Annotated in this window: 21 protein-coding genes and 1 pseudogene; 15 read left to right on the plus strand and 7 right to left on the minus strand. The window is 59.6% G+C overall.

The window, feature by feature from the left end; genetic code table 11:
• Window positions 1-51: 51 nt before the first annotated feature.
• Window positions 52-1,539 (plus strand): MFS transporter, encoded by a 1,488-nt coding sequence (locus tag F1563_RS09525; protein WP_002528011.1) that lies wholly within the window; start codon window positions 52-54, stop codon window positions 1,537-1,539.
• Between the two features lie 17 nt (window positions 1,540-1,556).
• Entirely contained in the window at window positions 1,557-1,685 is a 129-nt protein-coding gene (locus tag F1563_RS14680; RefSeq protein WP_007434126.1) for a hypothetical protein, read from the plus strand.
• Between the two features lie 448 nt (window positions 1,686-2,133).
• Here the strand turns inward: F1563_RS14680 and F1563_RS09530 are convergent, their stop codons facing one another.
• Window positions 2,134-2,511 carry a YchJ family protein gene (locus F1563_RS09530; RefSeq protein ID WP_081414889.1) on the minus strand — a complete coding sequence of 126 codons (378 nt, stop codon included), beginning with the start codon at window positions 2,509-2,511 and terminating at the stop codon, window positions 2,134-2,136.
• 113 nt (window positions 2,512-2,624) lie between these two features.
• Between F1563_RS09530 and F1563_RS09535 the strand changes: the two genes are divergently transcribed.
• The 3 genes from F1563_RS09535 to F1563_RS09545 all read left to right on the plus strand — a co-directional run bounded on the left by F1563_RS09535 (window position 2,625) and on the right by F1563_RS09545 (window position 5,108).
• A complete protein-coding gene (locus F1563_RS09535) occupies window positions 2,625-3,668 on the plus strand; it encodes a glycine betaine ABC transporter substrate-binding protein (RefSeq protein WP_002528007.1) in 1,044 nt (347 codons plus the stop codon).
• A complete protein-coding gene (locus F1563_RS09540) occupies window positions 3,665-4,468 on the plus strand; it encodes a spermidine synthase (protein ID WP_002528006.1) in 804 nt (267 codons plus the stop codon). The genes F1563_RS09535 and F1563_RS09540 overlap by 4 nt, the downstream gene beginning before the upstream one ends.
• A gap of 94 nt (window positions 4,469-4,562) precedes the next feature.
• Window positions 4,563-5,108: a hypothetical protein gene (locus F1563_RS09545; protein WP_002528005.1), complete on the plus strand. Its 546-nt coding sequence runs from the start codon at window positions 4,563-4,565 to the stop codon at window positions 5,106-5,108.
• 43 nt (window positions 5,109-5,151) lie between these two features.
• Here F1563_RS09545 and F1563_RS09550 read toward each other — a convergent pair whose 3' ends face one another.
• Window positions 5,152-5,880, minus strand: a complete 729-nt coding sequence (locus F1563_RS09550) for a DedA family protein (protein WP_007434123.1) — start codon at window positions 5,878-5,880, stop codon at window positions 5,152-5,154.
• Window positions 5,881-5,993: 113 nt separating this feature from the next.
• On the opposite strand from F1563_RS09550, the gene F1563_RS09555 reads away from it, so the two are divergent.
• From F1563_RS09555 to fbaA, 3 genes are all read left to right on the plus strand, one after another.
• Entirely contained in the window at window positions 5,994-6,584 is a 591-nt protein-coding gene (locus F1563_RS09555) for a TrmH family RNA methyltransferase (RefSeq protein ID WP_007434122.1), read from the plus strand.
• Between the two features lie 141 nt (window positions 6,585-6,725).
• Window positions 6,726-7,208: a hypothetical protein gene (locus F1563_RS09560; RefSeq protein ID WP_172623693.1), complete on the plus strand. Its 483-nt coding sequence runs from the start codon at window positions 6,726-6,728 to the stop codon at window positions 7,206-7,208.
• Window positions 7,209-7,319: 111 nt separating this feature from the next.
• Window positions 7,320-8,345 (plus strand): class II fructose-bisphosphate aldolase, encoded by a 1,026-nt coding sequence (gene fbaA, locus F1563_RS09565; protein ID WP_002528001.1) that lies wholly within the window; start codon window positions 7,320-7,322, stop codon window positions 8,343-8,345.
• Window positions 8,346-8,403: 58 nt separating this feature from the next.
• On the opposite strand, the pseudogene F1563_RS14320 reads toward fbaA, so the two are convergent.
• Together F1563_RS14320 and F1563_RS09575 are read right to left on the minus strand one after the other, a co-directional pair.
• A pseudogene (locus F1563_RS14320) lies at window positions 8,404-8,827 on the minus strand (hypothetical protein).
• Window positions 8,828-8,891: 64 nt separating this feature from the next.
• Window positions 8,892-9,650 carry an amidase domain-containing protein gene (locus F1563_RS09575; protein ID WP_002527998.1) on the minus strand — a complete coding sequence of 253 codons (759 nt, stop codon included), beginning with the start codon at window positions 9,648-9,650 and terminating at the stop codon, window positions 8,892-8,894.
• A gap of 547 nt (window positions 9,651-10,197) precedes the next feature.
• Between F1563_RS09575 and F1563_RS09585 the strand changes: the two genes are divergently transcribed.
• The 5 genes from F1563_RS09585 (at window position 10,198) to F1563_RS09605 (ending at window position 15,391) form a co-directional block, all read left to right on the plus strand.
• Window positions 10,198-11,553, plus strand: a complete 1,356-nt coding sequence (locus F1563_RS09585) for a PAS domain-containing protein (RefSeq protein WP_149302668.1) — start codon at window positions 10,198-10,200, stop codon at window positions 11,551-11,553.
• A 110-nt stretch (window positions 11,554-11,663) separates the two neighbouring features.
• The gene (locus tag F1563_RS09590) at window positions 11,664-13,157 is read left to right on the plus strand and encodes a methylmalonyl-CoA carboxytransferase subunit 5S (RefSeq protein WP_002527994.1); all 1,494 of its coding nucleotides are present in this window, start codon (window positions 11,664-11,666) and stop codon (window positions 13,155-13,157) included.
• A gap of 15 nt (window positions 13,158-13,172) precedes the next feature.
• A complete protein-coding gene (locus F1563_RS09595; RefSeq protein ID WP_002527993.1) occupies window positions 13,173-14,747 on the plus strand; it encodes an acyl-CoA carboxylase subunit beta in 1,575 nt (524 codons plus the stop codon).
• A gap of 26 nt (window positions 14,748-14,773) precedes the next feature.
• Window positions 14,774-15,016: a hypothetical protein gene (locus F1563_RS09600; protein ID WP_002527992.1), complete on the plus strand. Its 243-nt coding sequence runs from the start codon at window positions 14,774-14,776 to the stop codon at window positions 15,014-15,016.
• A 15-nt stretch (window positions 15,017-15,031) separates the two neighbouring features.
• Window positions 15,032-15,391 (plus strand): biotin/lipoyl-containing protein, encoded by a 360-nt coding sequence (locus F1563_RS09605; RefSeq protein WP_002527991.1) that lies wholly within the window; start codon window positions 15,032-15,034, stop codon window positions 15,389-15,391.
• Window positions 15,392-15,460: 69 nt separating this feature from the next.
• On the opposite strand, the gene F1563_RS13680 is transcribed toward F1563_RS09605, so the two are convergent.
• From F1563_RS13680 to F1563_RS15035, 3 genes are all read right to left on the minus strand, one after another.
• Window positions 15,461-15,814: a L,D-transpeptidase gene (locus F1563_RS13680; protein WP_172623694.1), complete on the minus strand. Its 354-nt coding sequence runs from the start codon at window positions 15,812-15,814 to the stop codon at window positions 15,461-15,463.
• A 1,125-nt stretch (window positions 15,815-16,939) separates the two neighbouring features.
• Entirely contained in the window at window positions 16,940-18,802 is a 1,863-nt protein-coding gene (gene typA, locus F1563_RS09620) for a translational GTPase TypA (RefSeq protein WP_002527989.1), read from the minus strand.
• A 132-nt stretch (window positions 18,803-18,934) separates the two neighbouring features.
• Window positions 18,935-19,099, minus strand: a complete 165-nt coding sequence (locus tag F1563_RS15035; protein ID WP_002533844.1) for a DUF8730 family Cys-rich protein — start codon at window positions 19,097-19,099, stop codon at window positions 18,935-18,937.
• 99 nt (window positions 19,100-19,198) lie between these two features.
• Between F1563_RS15035 and F1563_RS09625 the strand changes: the two genes are divergently transcribed.
• Both F1563_RS09625 and F1563_RS09630 read left to right on the plus strand, forming a co-directional pair.
• On the plus strand, window positions 19,199-19,705 hold the full coding sequence (locus tag F1563_RS09625) for a DUF3151 family protein (RefSeq protein WP_002527987.1): 507 nt from the start codon (window positions 19,199-19,201) through the stop codon (window positions 19,703-19,705).
• A gap of 133 nt (window positions 19,706-19,838) precedes the next feature.
• A complete protein-coding gene (locus tag F1563_RS09630; RefSeq protein WP_149302671.1) occupies window positions 19,839-21,443 on the plus strand; it encodes an MFS transporter in 1,605 nt (534 codons plus the stop codon).
• The last annotated feature ends 8 nt before the right edge of the window (window positions 21,444-21,451 follow it).

Below are 21,451 nucleotides of genomic sequence, written 5' to 3' on the forward strand. Positions count from 1 at the left end.
GTCCCCATATGGAGGAGGACCACCTTGTCCGACACCCAAGTCGCTGAGCCAATGATCACATCGCGGGTGCCAGCCCGCATTGACCGGCTGCCGTGGTCGAAATTCCACACGATGGTTATCGTCGGTCTGGGAACAGCGTGGATCCTTGACGGTATTGAGGTGCAGATCGTCGCAGCAAACGGCTTTGCAAAGCCGCTGCACATGTCCACCGCCGAGGTTACCGCAGCCGCCACTTTCTATCTGCTCGGCCAGGTGCTTGGTGCTCTCTTCTTCGGCAAACTCACTGACCGTATTGGCCGAAAGAAGCTCTTCACCCTGACTCTGCTGGTCTACCTTCTTGGTTCGGGTATTGCAGGTTTGTCTTTCCTGCCGTGGTTTCTTTATTTGTGCCGTTTTATCGCTGGTTCCGGTATTGGCGGTGAATATTCAGCGATCAACTCGGCTATTGATGAGCTCATTCCGGCTCGGTATCGCGGTCGGGTGGACTTGGCCGTCAATAGCACCTACTGGGCTGGCGTTATGCTCGGTTCAGTAGCGACGATTTACCTCCTTGATCCGACGAAGGTAGCGGAATTTTGGGGCTGGCGTATTGGTTTTTTCATTGGTCCAGTTCTCGGCATTATCCTCATACTCATCCGTAAGCACATTCCGGAGTCGCCTCGCTGGATGCTGACCCATGGATACGGTGAACAGGCCGAAGCGATCGTCGCTGGGATCGAGAAGGATGTTCAGGAGTCTGGGCATGACCTTGAGCCGGTTGGTGACGACCAGGCCATCACTCTGGAACCCGAGGTGAGGCGTCGGGGTTACCGCAGCGTCTCCCAGTGGTGGGCAGAGTTTAAGGAGTCCGGGGCTGAACTCGTCGAGGTGTTCCTGTATCGCTATTGGAAGCGCACTATACTGGGTATCACCCTTATGGTGACCCAGTCCTTCCTCTACAACGCCATCTTTTTCACCTACGAGATTGTGCTGTCACAGTTCTACTCGGTGCCTAAAGCTGACGTCGGCTTGTATATGATTCCATTCGCGGTTGGTAATCTACTCGGTCCAATTTTTCTGGGGCGATTCTTTGACATCGTTGGTCGGCGCAAAATGATCTTCTCTACCTACGGGGTTTCTGCTCTGGTGTTGGTGATCAGTGCGTTGCTTTTTCAGCATGACGCCCTGACGCCGACCACTCACACTATCTTCTGGTGCGTGGCCTTTTTCTTTGCTAGCGCCGGAGCTTCCTCGGCCTATCTGACGGTCTCCGAGATTTTCCCGCTGGAAGTCCGTGGCCAAGCTATTAGCTACTTCTTCTCAATTGCTCAGATCGCCGGTGCTATTGCTCCCCTCATCTTCGGCAACCTCATCGGTGACGGCTCTTCGCGCGGACCCCTTGTCGGTGGCTACGTCATCGGCGCCGGCATCATGCTTATTGGGGGCCTCGTCGCTCTGTTTATGGGCGTCGATGCGGAGGGCAAGGGCTTGGAGGCCATTACTGATCCGCTCAGTCGTGGCCGTGCCAAAAAGTCAGCCACTGCCCAGAAAACGGCGTGAGTCGGGAGGGTACGGTGATGGCGATCATCGTTCCATCTACCGGTAGCCTTCCCGAGCCCGACGTCACCTCCGCCGAGGCTGTGTGGCAGGGCGCTGTCGCCGTCGGTGTAAGTATGAGGTCAGGGTCCCTGGCCGCCCCGCGCTAGGGGTTAACAAGGGGTTTGCCGTCGTGGCGTCACCATGGTGGCTCTGATCGCGTTCCGTCCTGCCATAACAATCGGCACCGCCAGGTCCGCCTCATCTCGCGGTGCGGGGACCTCTGACATCGTGGGCCATGCCAAGCTCGGCGACTTGCGTCAGGTGGTGCGACGGGCTGGGGCCCTAACGCGGAGAAGGCGGCAGACGTCGAGCTAGCTACTGTCCGGAGAAGTCGTAGTGAGGTTCTGGTGCGGGCTAGCCTGCAAGGCTGCGTGAGGTTGGTGTCGCATCTAGTGTCAATCTGGAGCCGATCTTTGCCAGAGTTCTGTTGCGCAATGCGCAATGCGCAGTGTCCGGTGGTAGTCATGCCGCGACCGGTGCGCAAGGTGCACGAGGAGCCCGATAGCCTCGTCGTCCCGGTCGCGGTGGAGGGGCCGCCCGGCGAGAGCTGAGCGCTTACTCGACGTTCCCGTCGACATACATCCACCGGCCTGCGCGACGCTGGAAACGGGACACCTCATGGAGAACGTTGTGGCGTTTCCCTGCCTGGTATGAGGCGCGAAATTCCACCACTCCTGTGGTGTCGCCCGGCTGGCCGTCCTTGGTGGCGAGGACTTGTAGCCCAGTCCATTCCAGGCCCTGCGCATCGACGATATCGGGGCGGGTCCGAGGGTGCCAGGTCGCCCACAGGTGGTTCCACTGTCCCAGGGCGTTCGCGGTGTAGCGCGACCTCATGAGTGCTTCAGCGGTCTCGGCGCGACGAGGGTCCTCGAGAATCGGTCCGCAACACTGATCGAGGTTCCGCCCTGTCCCGCAAGGACACAATGTGGTTATAACTCAAGCATCTCAGGCTGGGTGTCGCCCTGTGCGGACTACAGTCGGGAGCGGCTCTCCGGTGGGATTCGGAAGGCTTGCGCCACATCGGGCGCTGGGTGGATGGGAGATGGATGATGTCGCACGGTGTGGTGGCCACGGTGCTTGTGGCAGGCCTGATCGGGTTAGGGCTCACTGGCTGTTCCGGTGCTGCGGGGGTTTACAACAGCGGCGAGGAGGCGGTCAACGGATCAAGGTTGGGGGCTGAATCGACCCCCAAGGCTCATGCTGGTGCGACGCCTGACCAGAAATGGACTCACTGCACTCCGGGAGCTCGTTCCAAGGACGTCACCGCAATGAAGCCCGACACCAACACCACGCTGACGATCGGTGCGTTCAACGGGTGGGACGAGTCCTGGGCGACGGCTGGTCTCATCAAGCAGGTCCTCAAGAAGGACGGATACACCGTTACCATCAAGGGATTCGATGCCGGGGTCGGGTACCAGGCGACGGCTGGCGGTGACATCGACATCATCACTGATTCCTGGCTTCCGGTGACCCAGGCCGGCTACATCCGCAAGTACGGGCCGAAGTTGGAGAACCTTGGATGCTGGTATGACAATGCGAACCTCACCATTGCTGTGAATAAAGACTCGCCGGCACATTCCATCGCTGATCTGAAGAAAACTGGCAGCGCCTACGGAAATGTCATCTATAGCATTGAACCTGGTGCGGAGATGACGAAAACTATCGCCACTCAGACGCTGCCGATGTATGGGTTGTCGAACATCGTCCTCAAGACCTCGTCGACACCGGCGATGCTGGCTCAGCTTCAGAAAGCAACCAAGGCGGGGAGTAATGTTGCGGTTACCTTGTGGCGGCCGCATTGGGCCTATGACGCCTACCCGGTGCGTGACCTCGCTGATCCTAAAAACGCGATCTCTCACGCCGAACTTATTTACAGTTTCGGGCGGCCCGGATTCGAGAAGGATCACCCCAAGGCCGCTCAACTCATTCGCAACCTTGCGATCGACGACGCCCACCTGTCGAGTCTGGAACACCTCATGGTCAATATCACCAAGCGTGGTGGCCAACAGGACACTGCGATCTCGAGGTGGATGGCCGACAATCCGGGCTGGGTGGACGACTGGCTGGCCGGAAGGCTGGGGTCTCGATGAGTCGGCTCCTCCCCGACCCCGACGTGGCGGGGGCATGGGTAGTACGCGTCGGTGGCGCGGATCAGTCGTGGGTCGATCCTGACGATCCCACCCGTCTCGAGTTCGACTATATGGAGCGTATTGCCGACCATCTTGATGTCCACCGTCCAGCGGGGGAGAGGATGCGCGTTATTCACCTAGGTGGTGCAGGGATGTGCCTGGCTAGGTATGTCGCGACGACCCGTCCGACCAGCCCGCAGATCGTCTGTGAACCTGATGCCGAGTTGACAGCAGAGGTGCGTCTCAAGGCTCCGCTACCAGCACGTTCGGGAATCAAGGTGCGCCCAGTAGATGGACGGTCGGGGGTCGCGGCCATGCGGGAGGATTTCGCCGACGTCGTCATCCTTGATGCCTTCGACGGCGCCCAGGTTCCTGGTGACCTCGTTACCGTCGAGTTCTTTACCGATGTATCGCGCATCCTGCACTCCGACGGCATCGTGGTGGCGAACCTGGCTGACTCCGCACTTCTCACATGGACCAAACGGGTCGCGAGGGCTGCCGAAAAGGTGTTTTCCAACGTGTGCTTGGCAGCAGAGTCGTCGACCCTCAAAGGACGTCGCTACGGAAATATCATCCTGGCAGCCTCCAATGGGCAGCTGCACGAGGGGGAGCTGACGCGACGCTGTAGCGGCGCGGCTTTCCCGTTCCGGCTTATCGCTGGTGATGCGCTGGCGAGGCTGCTGTCAGATGCTCAGCCCTTCCACGACGATGATACTGAGTCCTCGCCGGGGCCGCCTGGAGGAGCGACTTTCTTCTCTTGACGATCGCCTGGTTGGTTGTTGACCTAGTCAGCGAGCCGGTGAGACGTCAGATGACGGCTTCGTCCTGGTCGTCGCTAGGTGAGATGATGTCACCATGACCCATTCGGCCTCTGAGGGAACAGCTAGATATGGTTCTCTGCCGTCGCTGCCCGACATTCCCAAACTGATCGTTGTGGTACGGGTTATCGTTATCGGCTTGTCGGCCATGTGGGCTCTGGTCATCTGCGGGTTATGGGCGGCTGGACGCAGCGAGAGTCAATCGACCCTCGGCCCAATACTCACGTCGTTCGCCCTGGGCATGGACTCGGGAGGCTGGGCCGGTCATCTACTTATCCCCGTGGCAGGTTGTGTCTTGACGGTGACGATGGGTCGTGGTCATGCCATCGACCGGTATCTCTTCACGGTGCTCTCACTGGGGTGGATGTGGTGGCTTTCTCGCGGCACAGAACTTCTGGGAGGGTTCGACGTCGTCGGGATCATGGCCGTCGCGGTGGTGTTGGCGACTGTCTGGAGCGCACCAGTTAATGCGTGGATTAAGGCTGTTGCCGAACGTGACAAGGCGATCGCAAATCCCCCAGAGGAAGGTTGGTTGGAACCGGGGCAGGTTCAGCCATGGCAAGCCACAGCGCGTCGAAAGTGAGCCGATTCTTCACCTGCTGAACCCATGTGCGGCAACTCGGCCCTCACTCGGCGTGGGAGCGTCGAGCTGATTGCGGCTGGCTTGCCTGACCTTTACGTCGGGCCTTGAGCCATTCGACGCCCATCGGCAGCACCGATACCACGATGATGAGGAGCAGAGCCGCCTCGAAGTTGTTCCGGACGGCGGGGATCTGGCCAAGGAAATAGCCGGCTTGGACAGCGATAAGCACCCAGAGGACGCCGCCGATAGCGGTGTAGGTGATGAATTTCCGGAACGTCATCTGGCCAACGCCGGCAATCATGGTGACGAAGGTGCGCACGATCGGCACGAAACGAGCCAAGACGAGGGCGACTGAACCATGCTTGCGGAAAAACTCGTGAGTGGTGTCCACGTGTTTGGGGGAGAACACCTTGCCCATGAATCCTTCTCGCTCCCGGAAAAGTTTCGGGCCAACCATGTAACCGATCCAGTAGCCGCAGGTATTTCCTGCGACAGCGCAGAGGATAAGGACCAGATTGATGATGATGAGGGTTATCGGCGCAGACCCGTAATGGATCAAGGGGATGGTTGAGTTGACGCCTACGGCGGCAAACATTCCCAGAGCAAAGAGCAGAGAGTCTCCGGGCATGAAGAACACGGCGAGGCCGCACTCGGCGAAGACGATCAGCGCGACAATCCACAGAGCTGCAGCACCGGCGCCCTCAATGATGGTCTGAGGGTCCATCCAGGCGGGGGTGAGTAGGGCAGGGAGGGTCATGAGGAGACTCGGCATGGGGTCAAGACTATCTTTGGTCCGTGTGTTCCCCGTCCGCTGATGAACTCGCTGATGCTCCTTCGCTCCAAATCCCCAGCCAGTTAGCGACCGCAGTTGTAGGTATTGGGCCGATGCCCAAACCATGGCCTGATGACCCGAGACTCGATCCTGAGCTGTTGGCCTCAGGGGATCGACGCAATGTCATTGATCGGTATCGGTACTGGACGATGGAGGCAATTGTCGCCGACCTTGACACCCAGCGCTCCCGGCTGCACGTGGCTATCCAGAACTGGGAGCACGACTTCAATATTGGGTCGGTGGTGCGCACCGCCAACGCTTTTAACGTGTCAGCCGTTCATATCTTGGGGCGGCGTCGTTGGAATAAACGTGGCGCGATGGTGACCGATCGGTACTTGCACGTTTACCACCACCCTGACGTTCCTTCTTTCCTACAGTGGCTTGACGAGCACGGTGTCACTCCCGTAGGAGTGGATAACCTGTCCGGGTCAGTGCCACTGGAGACAGCCCAACTGCCGCAGGACTGCTGCCTGGTGTTCGGATCGGAAGGTCCCGGGCTAACCGACGAGATTGTCAAGGGGTGCGAGCAGTTGGTGGCCATCACCCAATACGGGTCAACTCGTTCCATGAATGCTGGTGCGGCTGCCGCGATTGCCATGTACGCCTGGACGACACAGTGGCGTCCAAAGCCGCCCACTGGCTGATCGGGGAGAACTGTCACCCCCTAGGCTCGTGCCATGAGCACACAACCCACTGAGGGACCACCACATCTAGTCGTGGCATTCAATCCAGTGCCTAGTGCCTCCCGGGTTGCCCATCATCACGCGACGAGATTTCGCTTGGCGGTGCAGGCCCTCATCATCGTTGTTATAGGTGGTCTGTTGTGGACGCTGACAGCAGACGCTTTCAAGCTATCGACGGTGATGTGGATGCTCGGGGCGTGGGTGGTGTTATTCGTCGTGCTTTTCGTCATCCAGAATCTGCGGCTACACGCTGCTCGCAAGGATCTTCTCGACGTCGGGGAAGGCCCAGCGCTCATCATCTGTCCGGGCCGGTTACTTCTGAGACGAGCATTGCGCTTAAGATCCAAAGAGTCCACGGCTACGTCTATGGATGAGGTCCGCTGGGACGATCTTTCGGCGATCAAGGTGGGCGGCTCGTCGATTGGGTCTGGTCCCGGTTTGGTCGTCCATGCCGATGATAGCAGGCAGTGGGAGGTTCCACTCTCGTGGCTTGATAGTCGACTAGCTGACATTGACGCCGCGATCTCCGTGGCCTCTGGTGGTCGGGTTCGGGTGGAACAGGATAGTTCGGAGATCGCTGACTAATGCGCGCTGCGCAGCACCTATGAGCGTGCTAGGCGCTGGGACTGACATTGGGGCGGTGTCTGCGGAAGAATGGTTCTTGTCATCGCGAGTTCATAATAGGAAAGGCCTAACATGCCCATCGCAACACCCGAGATCTACGGCGAGATGATCGACCGCGCGAAGGAACACGGCTTCGCGTACCCGGCTATCAACGTGACCTCCTCCCAGACCCTCAACGCTGCTCTACAGGGGTTCACTGAGGCTGGTTCCGACGGCATCGTCCAGATCTCTACCGGTGGTGCCGAGTACGCCTCCGGACAGACGGTGAAGGATATGGTGACCGGTGCGGTTGCTCTTGCGGAGTACGCCCACGTCGTCGCTAAGAAGTACCCGATCAACGTGGCCTTGCACACTGACCACTGCCAGAAGGAGAAGCTGGACAAGTACGTCAACCCGCTCATTGCCATCTCGCAGGAGCGCGTCGACAAGGGGCAGGACCCGTTGTTCAACTCCCACATGTGGGATGGTTCGGCTATTGAGGTTGAGGAGAACCTGCAGATTGCCGAGGAGTTGTTGTCGCGTACCTCGAAGGCCAAACTTATCCTCGAGATCGAGGTCGGCGCTGTTGGTGGTGAGGAAGACGGCGTCACTGGCGAGATCAACGAGAAGCTGTACACCACCGTCGCTGATGGCATGCGCACCCTTGAGGTGTTGGGCCTGGGCGAGAAGGGCCGCTACACGACGGCCCTGACCTTCGGCAACGTTCACGGTGCGTACAAGCCTGGTTACGTCAAGCTGCGCCCGGAAATCCTCAAAGAGATCCAGGACGAGTGCGGCAAGAAGTACGGCAAGGACAAGCCGTTCGATCTGGTCTTCCACGGTGGGTCGGGCTCGACCGCTCAGGAGATCGCCGACGCGGTGTCCTACGGCGTCATCAAGATGAACGTCGATACTGATACTCAGTATGCGTTTTCGCGTCCTGTTGTTGAGCACATGTTTAAGAATTACGACGGCATGCTCAAGATTGACGGTGAGGTCGGTAACAAGAAGATGTACGACCCGCGTTCGTGGGGCAAGAAAGCTGAGGCTGGTATGGCTGCCCGGATTGTTGAGGCTTGTGAGCAGCTGGGTTCGAAGGGTACCTCGGTTAACGCCTGAGTTGTTTTGTGAAGATTCCCGGCCAGTCCTGTTGAGGATTGGCCGGGAATTTTAATTGTCATCGGTGTGATGGTAGTGGTGGCGGCGGGCTGTTGTTGGCGTGTACTGTGGTGTTACAGTCGACGAGCCACTTGCCATTGACGGGGGTCATGGCGACTGTCACGATAGGTTCTGCTCTCGCTCGTGAGTCAATATCCGTCGTTCTTGTCGGAAGAGGGCCTTCGGAGATAAGGGTTCCTTTGTTCAGCCTGGCTGAGTCGGTGTGGAAGGCCTTGAAAATGGCGTGACCCCAGGCTTCAGCTTTCTTGGAATGACTGTCCCAGTCGGCATTGGGTGCGACGGGGTCCTGGACTCGGTAGTTATCAATGGTGTCAGGGGTTGACGGCGAAATAGGTTGCCATGCCGACGGTGCTTACCTGGAGTTCATCATCACGGTGCTGTACTAGGAGTGTTCCGCCAATCCCGGCAGCGGCGGACAAGATGGCACGTAAAGCATACTTGACAGCAGACTTGATATTCAGTGTTTCCTCTGGATAATAATCGATTTTATGTCAAGTTAAGCACCCATATTGTCCATCTCAAGCTCTTCTTTTTACTCTCAGAATCAACGCTCTTTTTAAGAGCAAAGAATGGTTTGTTGTGTACGTTTTGCTGTGGTAGGTGAGGAGTGGTTGCTTTCCACTTCTTCCCGTGATGATCGTGGAATGATACCGAGCGCTCCCATATCCATACTGAACGACGTTTCCGTGCCACATGTCGTAGTAGTGCGATGCGAGCCGGGACCGTTTGTTGGCCAAGGCAAATGATCGGAATTTTCCGACATTGACCTATGATGCAGAAGTGTACGGAGGCCACTGGAGGTAGAACCATGACTTGTCGGCGTTCTTCCATATCAGGTTTCCGGTGTACCCTCATCCCGGTGCCTGACATACATTGGGAAACAAAGTTCGTGCAGTCTCCTCCCTGTCCGGAGCCATCACAGCGGCGATAGGCACTGTTGTAGTTCGTCCAGTACCTGTTGGCGTATGCGGCTGCCTTGAAGCGGCCCGACCGGCTGACTGATCTCTCGCTTAGTTCTGGATTAATTCGCGCCTCTATCTCGTAGAGCTCGGCAGCCAACGGTGCCGGGTCGGGGAGCTTGTCGCGGTGAATGTCTTCTCGTGGTGCAAGGGCCGCTGAACGAAGAGGCTCGGGCAGCGTGCTTAGGTGGCTTCTTACCGTGACATTCGCCTGCTGTCTGCATAGTTGCGCCAGTGAAGTCTGGGTGGTCCTTGGTGACGAAGGTCTTCCCGATCCTGTCGACATATTTCAACTTTCGGCTCTTTCATTTCAGTCGATTCAGGTGTGACGAATCAAGCTCTCGGGAGGGATCGAAGGCTTCCGGGCACCAGGCCAGTGTGTATAGGACGTGACGACATAATCTGCGGCGCCCACCGGGTTGATGTGGTCGGCCTTCGGCGCCTTGGAATGCGTGGGCAGGTGTCAGGTACATCGCAAACACTTCGAGACAGGCGGCAAACAGACGACACGCCACAGTGGTCGTGATGGTTTGTATGAACAACTTTTCGCTGGTCGGATAGCCCCACTGTGAGTATGTCATTTTGGTGCGAAGGGGCGCTGCGTGCCGTGTGTGGTGGCAGCGGAATCCCGAGTGCGCATGTCTGCCATAGCGTGTCGCGTGATTACGGCCGCGATCTCCGCGACGTCACCGAGTTGACCTCGGCCCCCTTCTACCGTCAGCATTCGCCTGACGGAGAACTCCTGGTTGCCAGATTGCCGGTCGTGAACGGATGCGGATGACGAGGCGGCGTGGAAGTGCTGGAACAACAAGTCAGATCAATTCAGGAGAGCCATGTCGCGACCCAAACCCACCGGAGAGAACCGCGTCGTCGACGCCGACGAGATCTTCTTTTCTACTACCGACTCCAAAGGAAACATCGGAAAGGCGAACTCGGTGTTCGTCGACATATCCCGGTACTCCTGGGACGACCTCGTCGGAGCTCCCCACAACATCGTTCGCCACCCCATGATGCCGGGGGCAGCATTCCTAGCCATGTGGACAACCATCCAGGCTGGCGATCCTTTCTGCGCCTACGTCCACAACCTGGCCGGTGACGGTGCCACGTATACCGTGTTGGCCACCATCGTTTCCCAAGCGGATGGTTACCTCTCGGTGCGTGTTGCCCCGCAGGTTCCCGAGATGCTTCAGGCCGCCGAGGCGGTATACCAGGCTGCTCGTGATGCCGAGTGGGTGGCCGGGGAGCAGGGGTGTGGTGCCCCGGAGCGTGCCCGTCGCGGGCTGGACGCCGTCCAGTCGGCTCTCGAACAAGCGGGATACCCTGACTATCCGACCTTCATGCGCAAGGCGCTAGTGCAGGAAGTAGCGGCGCGCCGGCAGCGGCACCGTGCCTCCCGTGGTATGGTTGATGGCTCGTCCCTTGGTCAGCTCGCCGACCAGGTCAGCAATGTCCGAACCGTGGTGGAAAGGTGGCTAGAGACCTTTGGTGGGCTGAGTGATCTGTCGGTCAAGGCTTGTCGAACTGCCAGAACCCTTGGGCAAGCGATGACTGAATCCCAGCGCACCAGTGACGCCATCACCGACTCCCACCATGCCGCCGAGGCTGCGTTGCGGCCCTTGGTGACGGTTCTTACTTTGTGGAGTCGTATGGACGCCGAGATCGCCCCGCTTGTCGACGGGGTGGTTGCCGACCTCGATGCCTTGGCTGCTAGCGCTGACCTCACCAGTTTCCGATTGGCGGTGGCCTATATCCAGGTGGAGTCGACGCGCAGTTTCGTTGCCGAGTTGTGGGCTGAGGTGGACGGCTGGGAGCGCGCCTTGCCGGCCATTGACGACCTGTCCCGGGCTGTCGAGGAGGCGATGTCGCAGGCAAACCATCACCTTGAGCAGGTGCGCACCCTGGCCGAACAGGCGGCATCGCGTACTGAGGAGCTTGCCGGCCTGATGTCCATGCCGACCGCGCTACTGAGCAGTTGGCAACAGATGGTCAGCCAGCGCGAGTTGTCATCTGGGGTAGCCGATATCGTCCCGCGGGTGGAGGAGCAGATCGGAGCCAGTCAAGCGATGGCTGCCGAGCTGACCGACGTGGTTGCGGGGTTGCGCAGGCTTGCGCAGGCCGACGATGGCGGGTTGGACGTCTCGGTCCTCGCCGAGATCCGCCGCCTGGCCGGTGAGGTTGCAACGCGCTGATTTTGTGGGTGGGGCGGGGCTTTTGGGCAATTGTTCAGTTGAACGTGGTTCAAGTCTGAAAAAGGGACCCACTTAGTCCCGGCCTGTTCGTCACGTGAAATCATGGACCCATGAGTCCGCGAAAGATTGGCGTTACTGAGCTCGTGCTCCGCGATGCGCATCAGAGCCTGCTTGCCACCCGCATGGCCATGGAGGACATGGTCGATGCCTGTGCCGACATTGATGCGGCAGGCTTCTGGTCTGTTGAGTGCTGGGGTGGAGCTACCTTCGATTCCTGCATCCGATTCCTCAACGAAGACCCGTGGGAGCGTCTGCGCACCTTCCGCAAGCTGCTGCCGAACTCTCGGCTGCAGATGCTGCTACGTGGCCAGAACCTCCTGGGCTACCGCCACTACAACGACGAGGTCGTCGATAAGTTCGTCGAAAAATCGGCAGAGAACGGTATGGACGTGTTCCGCGTGTTCGACGCCCTGAACGATCCTCGCAACCTTGAGCACGCGATGGCTGCCGTCAAGAAGACGGGCAAGCATGCCCAGGGCACCATCTGCTACACCACCTCCCCGATTCACACCCCGGAGAGCTTCGTCAAGCAGGCCGATCGCCTCATCGATATGGGTGCCGATTCAATCGCATTCAAGGACATGGCTGCCCTGCTTAAGCCTCAGCCCGCATTCGACATCATTAAGGGTATCAAGGAGAACCACCCGGATGTGCAGATCAACCTGCACTGCCACTCCACCACGGGCGTCACCCTGGTTACGCTGCAGAAGGCCATTGAGGCCGGCGTTGACGTCGTCGACACCGCTATCTCCTCGATGTCACTCGGCCCTGGCCACAACCCAACAGAGTCGCTGGTCGAGATGCTCGAGGGCACCGAGTACACCACTGGCCTTGACATGGATCGTCTCCTTAAGATCCGCGACCACTTCAAGAAGATCCGCCCGAAGTACAAGAAGTTTGAGTCGAAGACCTTGGTCAACACCAACATCTTCCAGTCTCAGATCCCGGGCGGAATGCTGTCGAACATGGAGTCCCAGCTCGAGGCCCAGGGTGCCGGTGACCGCATGGATGAGGTCATGAAGGAGGTGCCGCGCGTCCGCAAGGATGCCGGTTACCCGCCGCTAGTCACCCCGTCTTCCCAGATCGTCGGGACTCAAGCCGTGTTCAACGTCCTTATGGGCAATGGCTCGTACAAGAACCTCACCGCCGAGTTCGCCGACCTCATGCTTGGCTACTACGGAAAGCCCATCGGTGAACTCAACCCCGAGATCGTCGAGATGGCCAAGAAGCAGACCGGCAAGGAGCCGATCGACTGCCGTCCCGCCGATCTGCTCGAGCCTGAGTGGGATCAGCTAGTTGAGCAGGCTAAGGGTCTCGAGGGTTTCGACGGCTCTGATGAAGATGTTCTCACCAACGCCCTGTTCCCGGGAGTTGCCCCCAAGTTCCTCAAGGAGCGCTCGGAGGGCCCGAAGAGCGTCGCGATGACCGAGGCACAGCTGAAGGCCGAGAAGGAAGGCACCGGCGCTGCCGGCATCGCCGGACCGGTCAACTACAACGTGACGGTCGGTGGCAACAGCCACCAGGTGACCGTCGAGCCTGCGTGAGGATGATCGCCAACTATGGCTGAGAAGAAACCAATCAAGCTGGCCGACACTATGGCCGGTCGGATCGAGCAGCTTGCCGACGAGCGTCACGCTATGGAGCTTGGCGGCGGTGAGGATCGACTCGAGAAGCAGCGCGCAAGGGGCAAGCAAACTGCCCGTGAGCGTATCGATAACCTCGTTGATGCTTACTCTTTTGACGAGGTTGGTGCGTTCCGTAAACATCGCACCACCCTCTTCGGCATGGATAAGGCTGAGGTTCCCGCTGACGGCGTCGTCACCGGTCGCGCGACCGTTCACGGTCGTCCGGTGCGCGTCGCATCCCAGGACTTCACTGTCATGGGTGGATCGGCTGGCGAGACTCAGTCGACCAAGGTTGTCGAGACGATGGAGCAGGCCCTGTTGACCGGTACCCCGTTCCTGTTCTTCTATGATTCTGGCGGTGCCCGAATCCAGGAGGGCATCGACTCGTTGTCTGGGTACGGCAAGATGTTCTACGCTAACGTCAAGCTGTCGGGCGTCGTGCCGCAGATCGCCATCATTGCCGGCCCCTGCGCCGGTGGCGCCTCCTATTCCCCGGCCCTGACCGACTTCATCATCATGACGAAGAAGGCCCACATGTTCATTACGGGCCCCGGAGTTATCAAGTCGGTTACCGGTGAAGAAGTCACCGCTGACGACCTAGGTGGTGCGGATGCGCATATGTCCACTTCGGGCAACATCCACTTCGTGGCCGAGGACGACGACGCCGCAGTGCTCATCGCGCAGAAGCTGCTGAGCTTCCTGCCGCAAAACAATACTGAGGATGCCCAGATCTCCAACCCCAACAGCGACGTTTCCCCGCAGCCCGAGCTGCGCGACATCGTCCCGTTGGACGGCAAGAAGGGCTACGACGTCCGCGACGTCATCTCTAAGATCGTCGACTGGGGCGACTACCTTGAGGTTAAGGCCGGTTGGGCGACCAACATCGTTACCGCTTTCGCCCGGGTCAATGGTCGGACGGTCGGCATCGTTGCCAACCAGCCGAAGGTCATGTCGGGCTGCCTCGACATTAACGCCTCCGACAAGGCTGCCGAGTTCATCACTTTCTGCGACTCGTTCAACATTCCGTTGGTGCAGTTGGTTGACGTTCCTGGCTTCCTGCCTGGCGTCCAGCAGGAGTACGGCGGCATTATTCGCCACGGTGCGAAGATGCTGTACGCCTACTCCGAGGCCACCGTCCCGAAGATCACCGTGGTACTGCGCAAGGCCTACGGCGGCTCCTACCTGGCCATGTGTAACCGTGACTTGGGTGCCGACGCCGTCTACGCCTGGCCGAGTGCGGAGATCGCGGTGATGGGTGCCGATGGCGCTGCTAATGTCATTTTCCGTCGCCAGATCAAGGAATCTGAGGATCCCGCAGCTACACGTGCCGCGAAGATCGAGGAGTACCGCAACGCCTTTAACACGCCCTATGTGGCTGCCGCCCGCGGGCAGGTTGATGACGTGATCGATCCGGCCGACACCCGTCGCAAGATTACCGCCGCCCTGGAGACCTACGCCACCAAGCGTCAGTCCCGTCCGGCCAAGAAGCACGGCGTCATGCCGTGCTGAGCGAATAAGGCTGATGGGAGGACAAGATGAGTGAGAATAATGAACTCGTCATCGAGACGTTGAACAAGCGACTCGCGGCGCTGGAGGCCGAGGTTTCCCGGCTCAAGAAAACGAGCAAGGAAATTCCTGAGGACGTGCTCGCTGCTATCTGCGCCGCTGTTTCGGCTTACCTGGGCAACGACGGAAAAGTTCAGGCCGTCCGTTTCGCCCCAAGTGAGACCTGGGTCCGTCAAGGGCGCAGGGCTCAGCAGAACCATTCGATTCGTTGACCTGGAGAAACTGACATGAAGCTCAAGGTGACCGTCAATGACGTCGCATACGACGTGGACGTTGACGTTGATAAGACCCCCAATGCGCCGATGGCGCCGATCCTCTTCGGCGGTGGCTCCGGCGGCCCGATGAAGGCATCTGGCGGCGCCGGAAAGGCCGGTGAGGGCGAGATTCCCGCTCCGCTGGCCGGGACTGTAGCGAAGATCCTCGTGGCCGAGGGAGACGCCGTGAAGGCCGGTCAGGTGCTCCTGACCCTCGAGGCCATGAAGATGGAGACTGAGATCAATGCCCCGGCGGACGGAACCGTCAAGGGTGTTTTGGTGGCTGTCGGAGACGCTGTCCAGGGAGGCCAAGGCCTGGTGGCTCTGGGCTGAGGCCCGTAAACCACAGGGCGGCCCGCTCCTCTGAGGAGCGGGCCGCCCTTCACGTCGTGGCGGTTGACATCATTTGTAGATGATGACCTTGCGGCCGGTTGGGGTGTGATTCCACAGCCACTTCAGGCCATTCATGTTGCGGATGTTGATGCAACCGTGCGATCCGCCGACCCAACCATTCTTAGCGAATCCGGCGGAGTAGTGGATGGCCTGGCCTTTGTAGAAGAACATGGAGTACGGCATGGGGGAGCCGTAGGTACTTGAGACGTGGTTCTTGTCCTTCCAATACACCGAGTGCACTCCCTCGGCAGTCGGCATACTCGACCGTCCATAGCGGGCGTCGAGGGTGATAAGGATGCGTCCATTCTGGACCATCCAGATCTTTCGCTGGCTCTTGGAGCCACAGATAACGGTTCCGGTCAAGCAGCGACGATCAAGGTGAACACCGGCATTCGAGATCGGCAGGGTGGTCGGAGGGGCCGCGACGCGCCTGGAGGATAACGATGAGGCTGGAACCCATGTCTGTCTGTTGTTGAACAGGACCGGCGCCCACCTGTTGTAGTTCGGGCCGCGACGCACGACGCGATCACCCTGATGTGCGGTACCCATTGACCGCGCCGACTTCGAGGCGCCAGTGCGTATCGTCTGATTTGTCTTCACCCAGAACGTTTGTGGACGGGTCGAGGTGACGGTGTTTCCGGGTAGCCAGCCCTGTTTGTTTTGGTAGTAGACCGGGGCCCAGCCGTTGTGGTTCGGGCCGCGGCGTACTAGGGCGTGGGTGGTGGTGGTTTTGTTCATGGAGCGGTAGTTGTTTCCTGCTCCGGTGCGTAGGTTGGAGGAGAGGTAGATCCACTGGGTTTGGGGGTGCCAGTTCGTGACGGTGTTCGCGGGCACCCAAGCCTTGGTGGTCTTGTAGAGGATCGGCGCCCATCCCTTGTAGTCCGCACCGCGACGACTCACTTGTGCAGTGACCGACACCTTGCCCATGGAACGGTAACTGGTCCCGGCACCAGTGCGCAGGTCCGTGGTGAGGTACATCCACAGCGGTGTGCCGGTGACTGATTGCTGAGTAGCCCTGATATGAGCGGATACCGATGGAGTCGATGCTGAGGGTTTCGGCGTCGCCAGTGAGCTTGGGGCTTCCGATTCGGTTGAGGAAAGAGGCGACTCGGGGGAAGGAATGGCCTTAGTAGAAGGGCTTTCTTCGGAGCCAGGGGAGGTCGTCGGGGTTCCGGGTGCGCCGGCGGTGACAGCGGGCGAAGATTGCGTCGGATCGGGTGACGCAGTCGGTCCTGCGTTCGCAACGCCGACGACCCCAGCCGATAGCGACATCGCCAGTGCGGCTGCCAGGCCGGCAGTGCGGGAGGAGTGCATGAGTCAAAACCTTTCAGGATGTGGACGAGAAGATGCTACGCCTTTTAGCCCACGGCTTTGACTTGGTTTCTGTTCTCCCCCAAGCCTGTGGTGGCAGGGTTTTCGCTGTGACATTACGACGGCGCCGCAGCACTCCTAGTCAGCGAGAACTGCAGCGCCGTCGTGAGGCGTTTGTCAGCTATTTTTTGCGCGGGTGCGGGCTTTGGCCCGCTCGTGGGCATTGAGCTCAGTTTTGCGGATACGCACGACGGCCGGGGTGACCTCTAGGCACTCGTCTTCACGGCAGAACTCGAGCTGCTGCTCCATCGAGAGCTTGGTTGCCGGGATGAGGCGTTCCAGCTCGTCGCCGGTGGAAGAGCGCACATTGGTGAGGTGTTTTTCCTTGGTGGGGTTGACGTCCATGTCGTCGGGACGGGAATTCTCGCCGACGACCATGCCCTCGTAGGTGTCCTCGCCCGGTGAGACGAACATGGTGCCGCGTTCCTGCAGGTTGAACAGAGCGTAGGAGGTGACGACTCCGTGACGATCTGCGACCATCGAGCCACTCTGACGGGTGCGCAACTCGCCCACCCACGGTTGGAAGTTCTCGAAGATCTGGTTCATGATGCCCTGGCCACGGGTCTGGGTGAGGAACTCGGTGCGGAATCCGATGAGACCACGGGCCGGGACGACAAACTCCATGCGTACCCAGCCGGAGCTATGGTTGACCATGTGCATCATCTGGCCCTTGCGCAGGCCCATCATCTGGGTGACGGCACCCATGAACTCCTCTGGGGCGTCAATGGTGACCCGTTCGAAGGGCTCGTGCAGTTTACCGTCAATAGTCTTGGTGACGACCTGCGGTTTGCCAACGGTCAGCTCGAACCCTTCACGACGCATCTGCTCGACGAGGACAGCCAGCTGCAATTCGCCGCGGCCTTGTACCTCCCACATGTCGGGGCGGGCGGTGTCGGCGACCTTGATTGAGACGTTTCCGATGAGTTCTTGGTTGAGGCGAGCCTCGAGAAGACGAGCGGTGAGTTTGTCCCCGGAGTGGCCTGACAGTGGCGAGGTATTGATGCCGATCGTCATCGACATGGACGGTTCGTCGACGTGAATGAGGGGTAACGGTTCCGGGCTTTCGGGATCTGAGAGCGTCTCGCCAATGGTGATCTCGGGGATACCGGCAATGGCGACAATGTCTCCGGGCCCAGCTTTCTCCGCGGGAACGCGTTCAAGGGCCTCGGTCATGAGCAGTTCGGAGAGCTTGACGTTCTGGACCGAGCCGTCGCGCTTGCACCACGCCACCGTCTGTCCCTTGGTGAGCTCACCGGACACCACGCGGCACAGAGCCAGACGACCGAGGTAGGGGGAGGCGTCGAGGTTGGTAACGTGGGCGCGCAACACCCCGCCCTCTTCGTAGGTGGGGGCCGGGATGTTCTCGAGGATGCAGTCGAACAGCGGTTGCAGGTCGGGGGAGTCGGGCAACTTGCCATCCTCGGGCTTGTTGAGGGAGGCTCGGCCAGCCTTGGCTGAGGCGTAGATTACTGGCACGTCGAGCAGAGAGGCATCGTCGTCGTCAGAAAGGTCCATGAAGAGGTCGTAGGTTTCCTCGACGACGTCGTCGATGCGGGCGTCGGAGCGGTCAACCTTGTTGAGCACCAGGATGAGAGGCAGTTTCTTTGCTAGCGCTTTGCGTAGCACGAAGCGAGTCTGTGGCAATGGCCCCTCGGATGCGTCAACGAGCAGAATGACGCCGTCGACCATCTCTAGGCCGCGCTCCACCTCGCCGCCGAAATCGGCGTGGCCGGGGGTGTCGATGATGTTGAGGGTGATTTTCTCGCCGTCGCTCATGACGTGCTTGACAGCAGTGTTCTTGGCGAGGATCGTGATGCCCTTCTCGCGTTCCAGATCCATCGAGTCCATGACGCGTTTTTCGACTTCGGCGCCCTCGCGGAAGGCTCCCGACTGCCACAACATAGCGTCGACCAAAGTGGTCTTTCCGTGGTCAACGTGGGCCACGATAGCGATGTTGCGCAGATCCTTGCGTACGGGCATGCAGAACTCCGGTTCGGGTCGAGGATGGAGACACCGCGATGGGGTCGCGGGCGGCTGGCGGGCGAAAACGCACCACCGTGAAGTGTAGGTCAGGGCAGGGTTGCGCTACGAATGAGCGAGTCAGCGCCACCTTCAGTAGTGCGGATGTGGTGGGTGAGTCGCAGTTTTCTCGGCAGTCGTGTGAATTCCATCGCACCACTGCGAGGGTGGCACCTGTGCCTTGACCTGGTCGACGTGCTCGCCACACCCGGCCCACGTCGTCTTGCCACAAACGTTGCATCTGACGGGTCGGCACATAGTGGTAATCCTTTCGTGGGCTGAAACAAGTTTATGTCATGTGGCCTTGTTGGTGGCCCGAGCGAGCGCCGCGCTGCGTTTCGCCTTAGGCTTGGGAGCATGGCTGAGGAGCAAAACACCGATCTGACCACTGAGATCGAGGGGCAGGACCATGGCGTGCGGTTGCCGCCCGACCCGGCCATTCGCAAACTTGCCAGGCGTGGTCGCGATGAGTTCATGGCGGTCGTTAAGGAGCATCCGACCTCGACGTTATGCTGGGCCCTCCTGGCTGAGGGGTCGTTGCTGAGCGGTACTGATGCCGCTGACGTTGCCGCGTACGCTTATGCCCGCACAGGTCGTGACCTTGGCCTCGAGCAACTTCGGGACGCTGGATGGGATGGCGAGGGGCTCGTGGATTGGGGCTATCTGCCTCACCAAGGGGTATTCCGTTGCCTGCACGCCTTGTCGATGGCGGCCGAGCGGCTTGGATTCGGTGATGAAGCCGACGACGCCGACACCATGTTGCGGGAGTTGAGCGACGAAGCATGGCGGGCGTTGCGTGGCGATGATGTGCCGTCTGGTAGTGCTGTAGACGTCGACGTGGCTGAAGGGTCTGCTGAGGAGTAGGAGTGACGGTTTCGTTGTCGCCCGGCAGTAGAAGGTTGACAGTGGGCCTATTCTTTTGCATCCTTAACATAGGACATCCAATGTCCAACGTAATGCGCAGGTGTTTACCTGACCAATCAATGGAGATGGGCGTATGAGCAACGTCGAGGCCATGGCGGCTAGGAAATCATGGCGTGACGAGTTGACCGGCACGCAGTGGAAATCGTTCTGGGCGGCATGGATCGGTTATCTGCTGGACGGATTCGACTTCGTCATGATCACGCTGGTCCTCACCGAGATCGGCAGGACCTTTCACGTCGGACCAGCGGCGACTGCGACCCTGGTGTCCGCTGCCTTTATTGCGCGATGGTTTGGCGGGCTGCTGCTGGGAGCTATCGGCGACCGGATAGGCCGCAAGGAAGCCATGGTCATCTCGATTTTGCTTTATGCGGGTGGATCGGTCGCCTGTGCCATTGCCCCGGCTTTCTGGGTCATCTTCGTTGCCCGCGTCTGCATCGGCATGGGTATGGCCGGTGAGTACGGCTCTTCAGCCACCTACGTCATTGAGTCCTGGCCAGTGCGTCTGCGGAATAAGGCCTCCGGGTTCCTTATTTCCGGATTCTCTCTCGGTGCCGGTGTAACGGCTCAGGTATATGCCCTCATCGAGTACCTTACCCGTGGCACCTCCGCTGAGCCTTATACCTGGCGAATCCTCTTCGCGCTTGGCATTATCCCGATCGCCTTGGCCCTGTGGCTGCGTCGTGCCCTTCCTGAGGCCGCCGACTTTGTAAAAATGCGCGAGGAACAGGCCGCTCGGGCCGCTGTCGGCGAAGCCGTCGAGAAGACCGACATGTTCACCATGCTCTTCGCACGTACCCCGAAGCGAAGCATCATTAACATTGTCCTGGCCCTCACAACGTTCGGATGCCTAATCGTCATTTACCTGTTCAAGAGCGGCGTCCCGGGGCTCGTGTTGGCACTGCTGTGGATCGTCGTCGTGGCTGTCATGGTGAGCTTCATGGCCCAGTTCGAGGGACCGCGTTGGCCGACAGGTGTGGCCGTCATGATCACGGTGTTTGTCGCCTTCCTCTACTCCTGGCCTTTGCAGGCCCTGTTGCCCACCTACTATCGCCAGACTCTGGGCCTGGCCAGCGACACCGCTTCGAATCTCGTGACCGCCACTTCTTTTGGCGCCGCTGCGGGCTGCATCATGGCCGGATTCATCGGTGACAAATTCGGCACCCGCAAGGCCTATTGGGTCTCCTTGCTCATTTCGGAGTTCCTCGTTCTGCCGGTCTTCCTTGTTAGCCGGGACATGGTGCATTCCTCAACAATATGGGTCGTGCTCCTCGGAGTCTTCATCTTTGCCCAGCAGATGTTCGGACAGGGCATCTCTGGTCTGCTGCCGAAGTTCATTTCGAACTACTTCCCGGTTGAGAAACGTGCTGCTGGCTTGGGCTTCTCTTATAACGTCGGAGCTCTCGGTGGGGCCATCGCCCCGGTCCTCGGCATTGCCCTGGCAGGTGATCCAGCTACCGGTGTCGGCGGTGCGCTGCCCTCCAGCTGGGGCCTCGGATGGACCCTGTTCATCCTGTCTTTCGCATTCACCGCGGTGATCATCATTCTCATCGCCATCAATTTCCCGTACCGGGTGCAGAAACTGTTGCGCCCCGACCACGTGCGTCCCGCCGACCGGATGGATCACGTCGATGAAGAGCTCGCGGTTTCCCGGGATCCTGACACTATCGTCGCCTCGTGATACGGGCG

The organism is Cutibacterium modestum (assembly GCF_008326345.1).
Taxonomy (GTDB): Bacteria; Actinomycetota; Actinomycetes; order Propionibacteriales; family Propionibacteriaceae; genus Cutibacterium; species Cutibacterium modestum.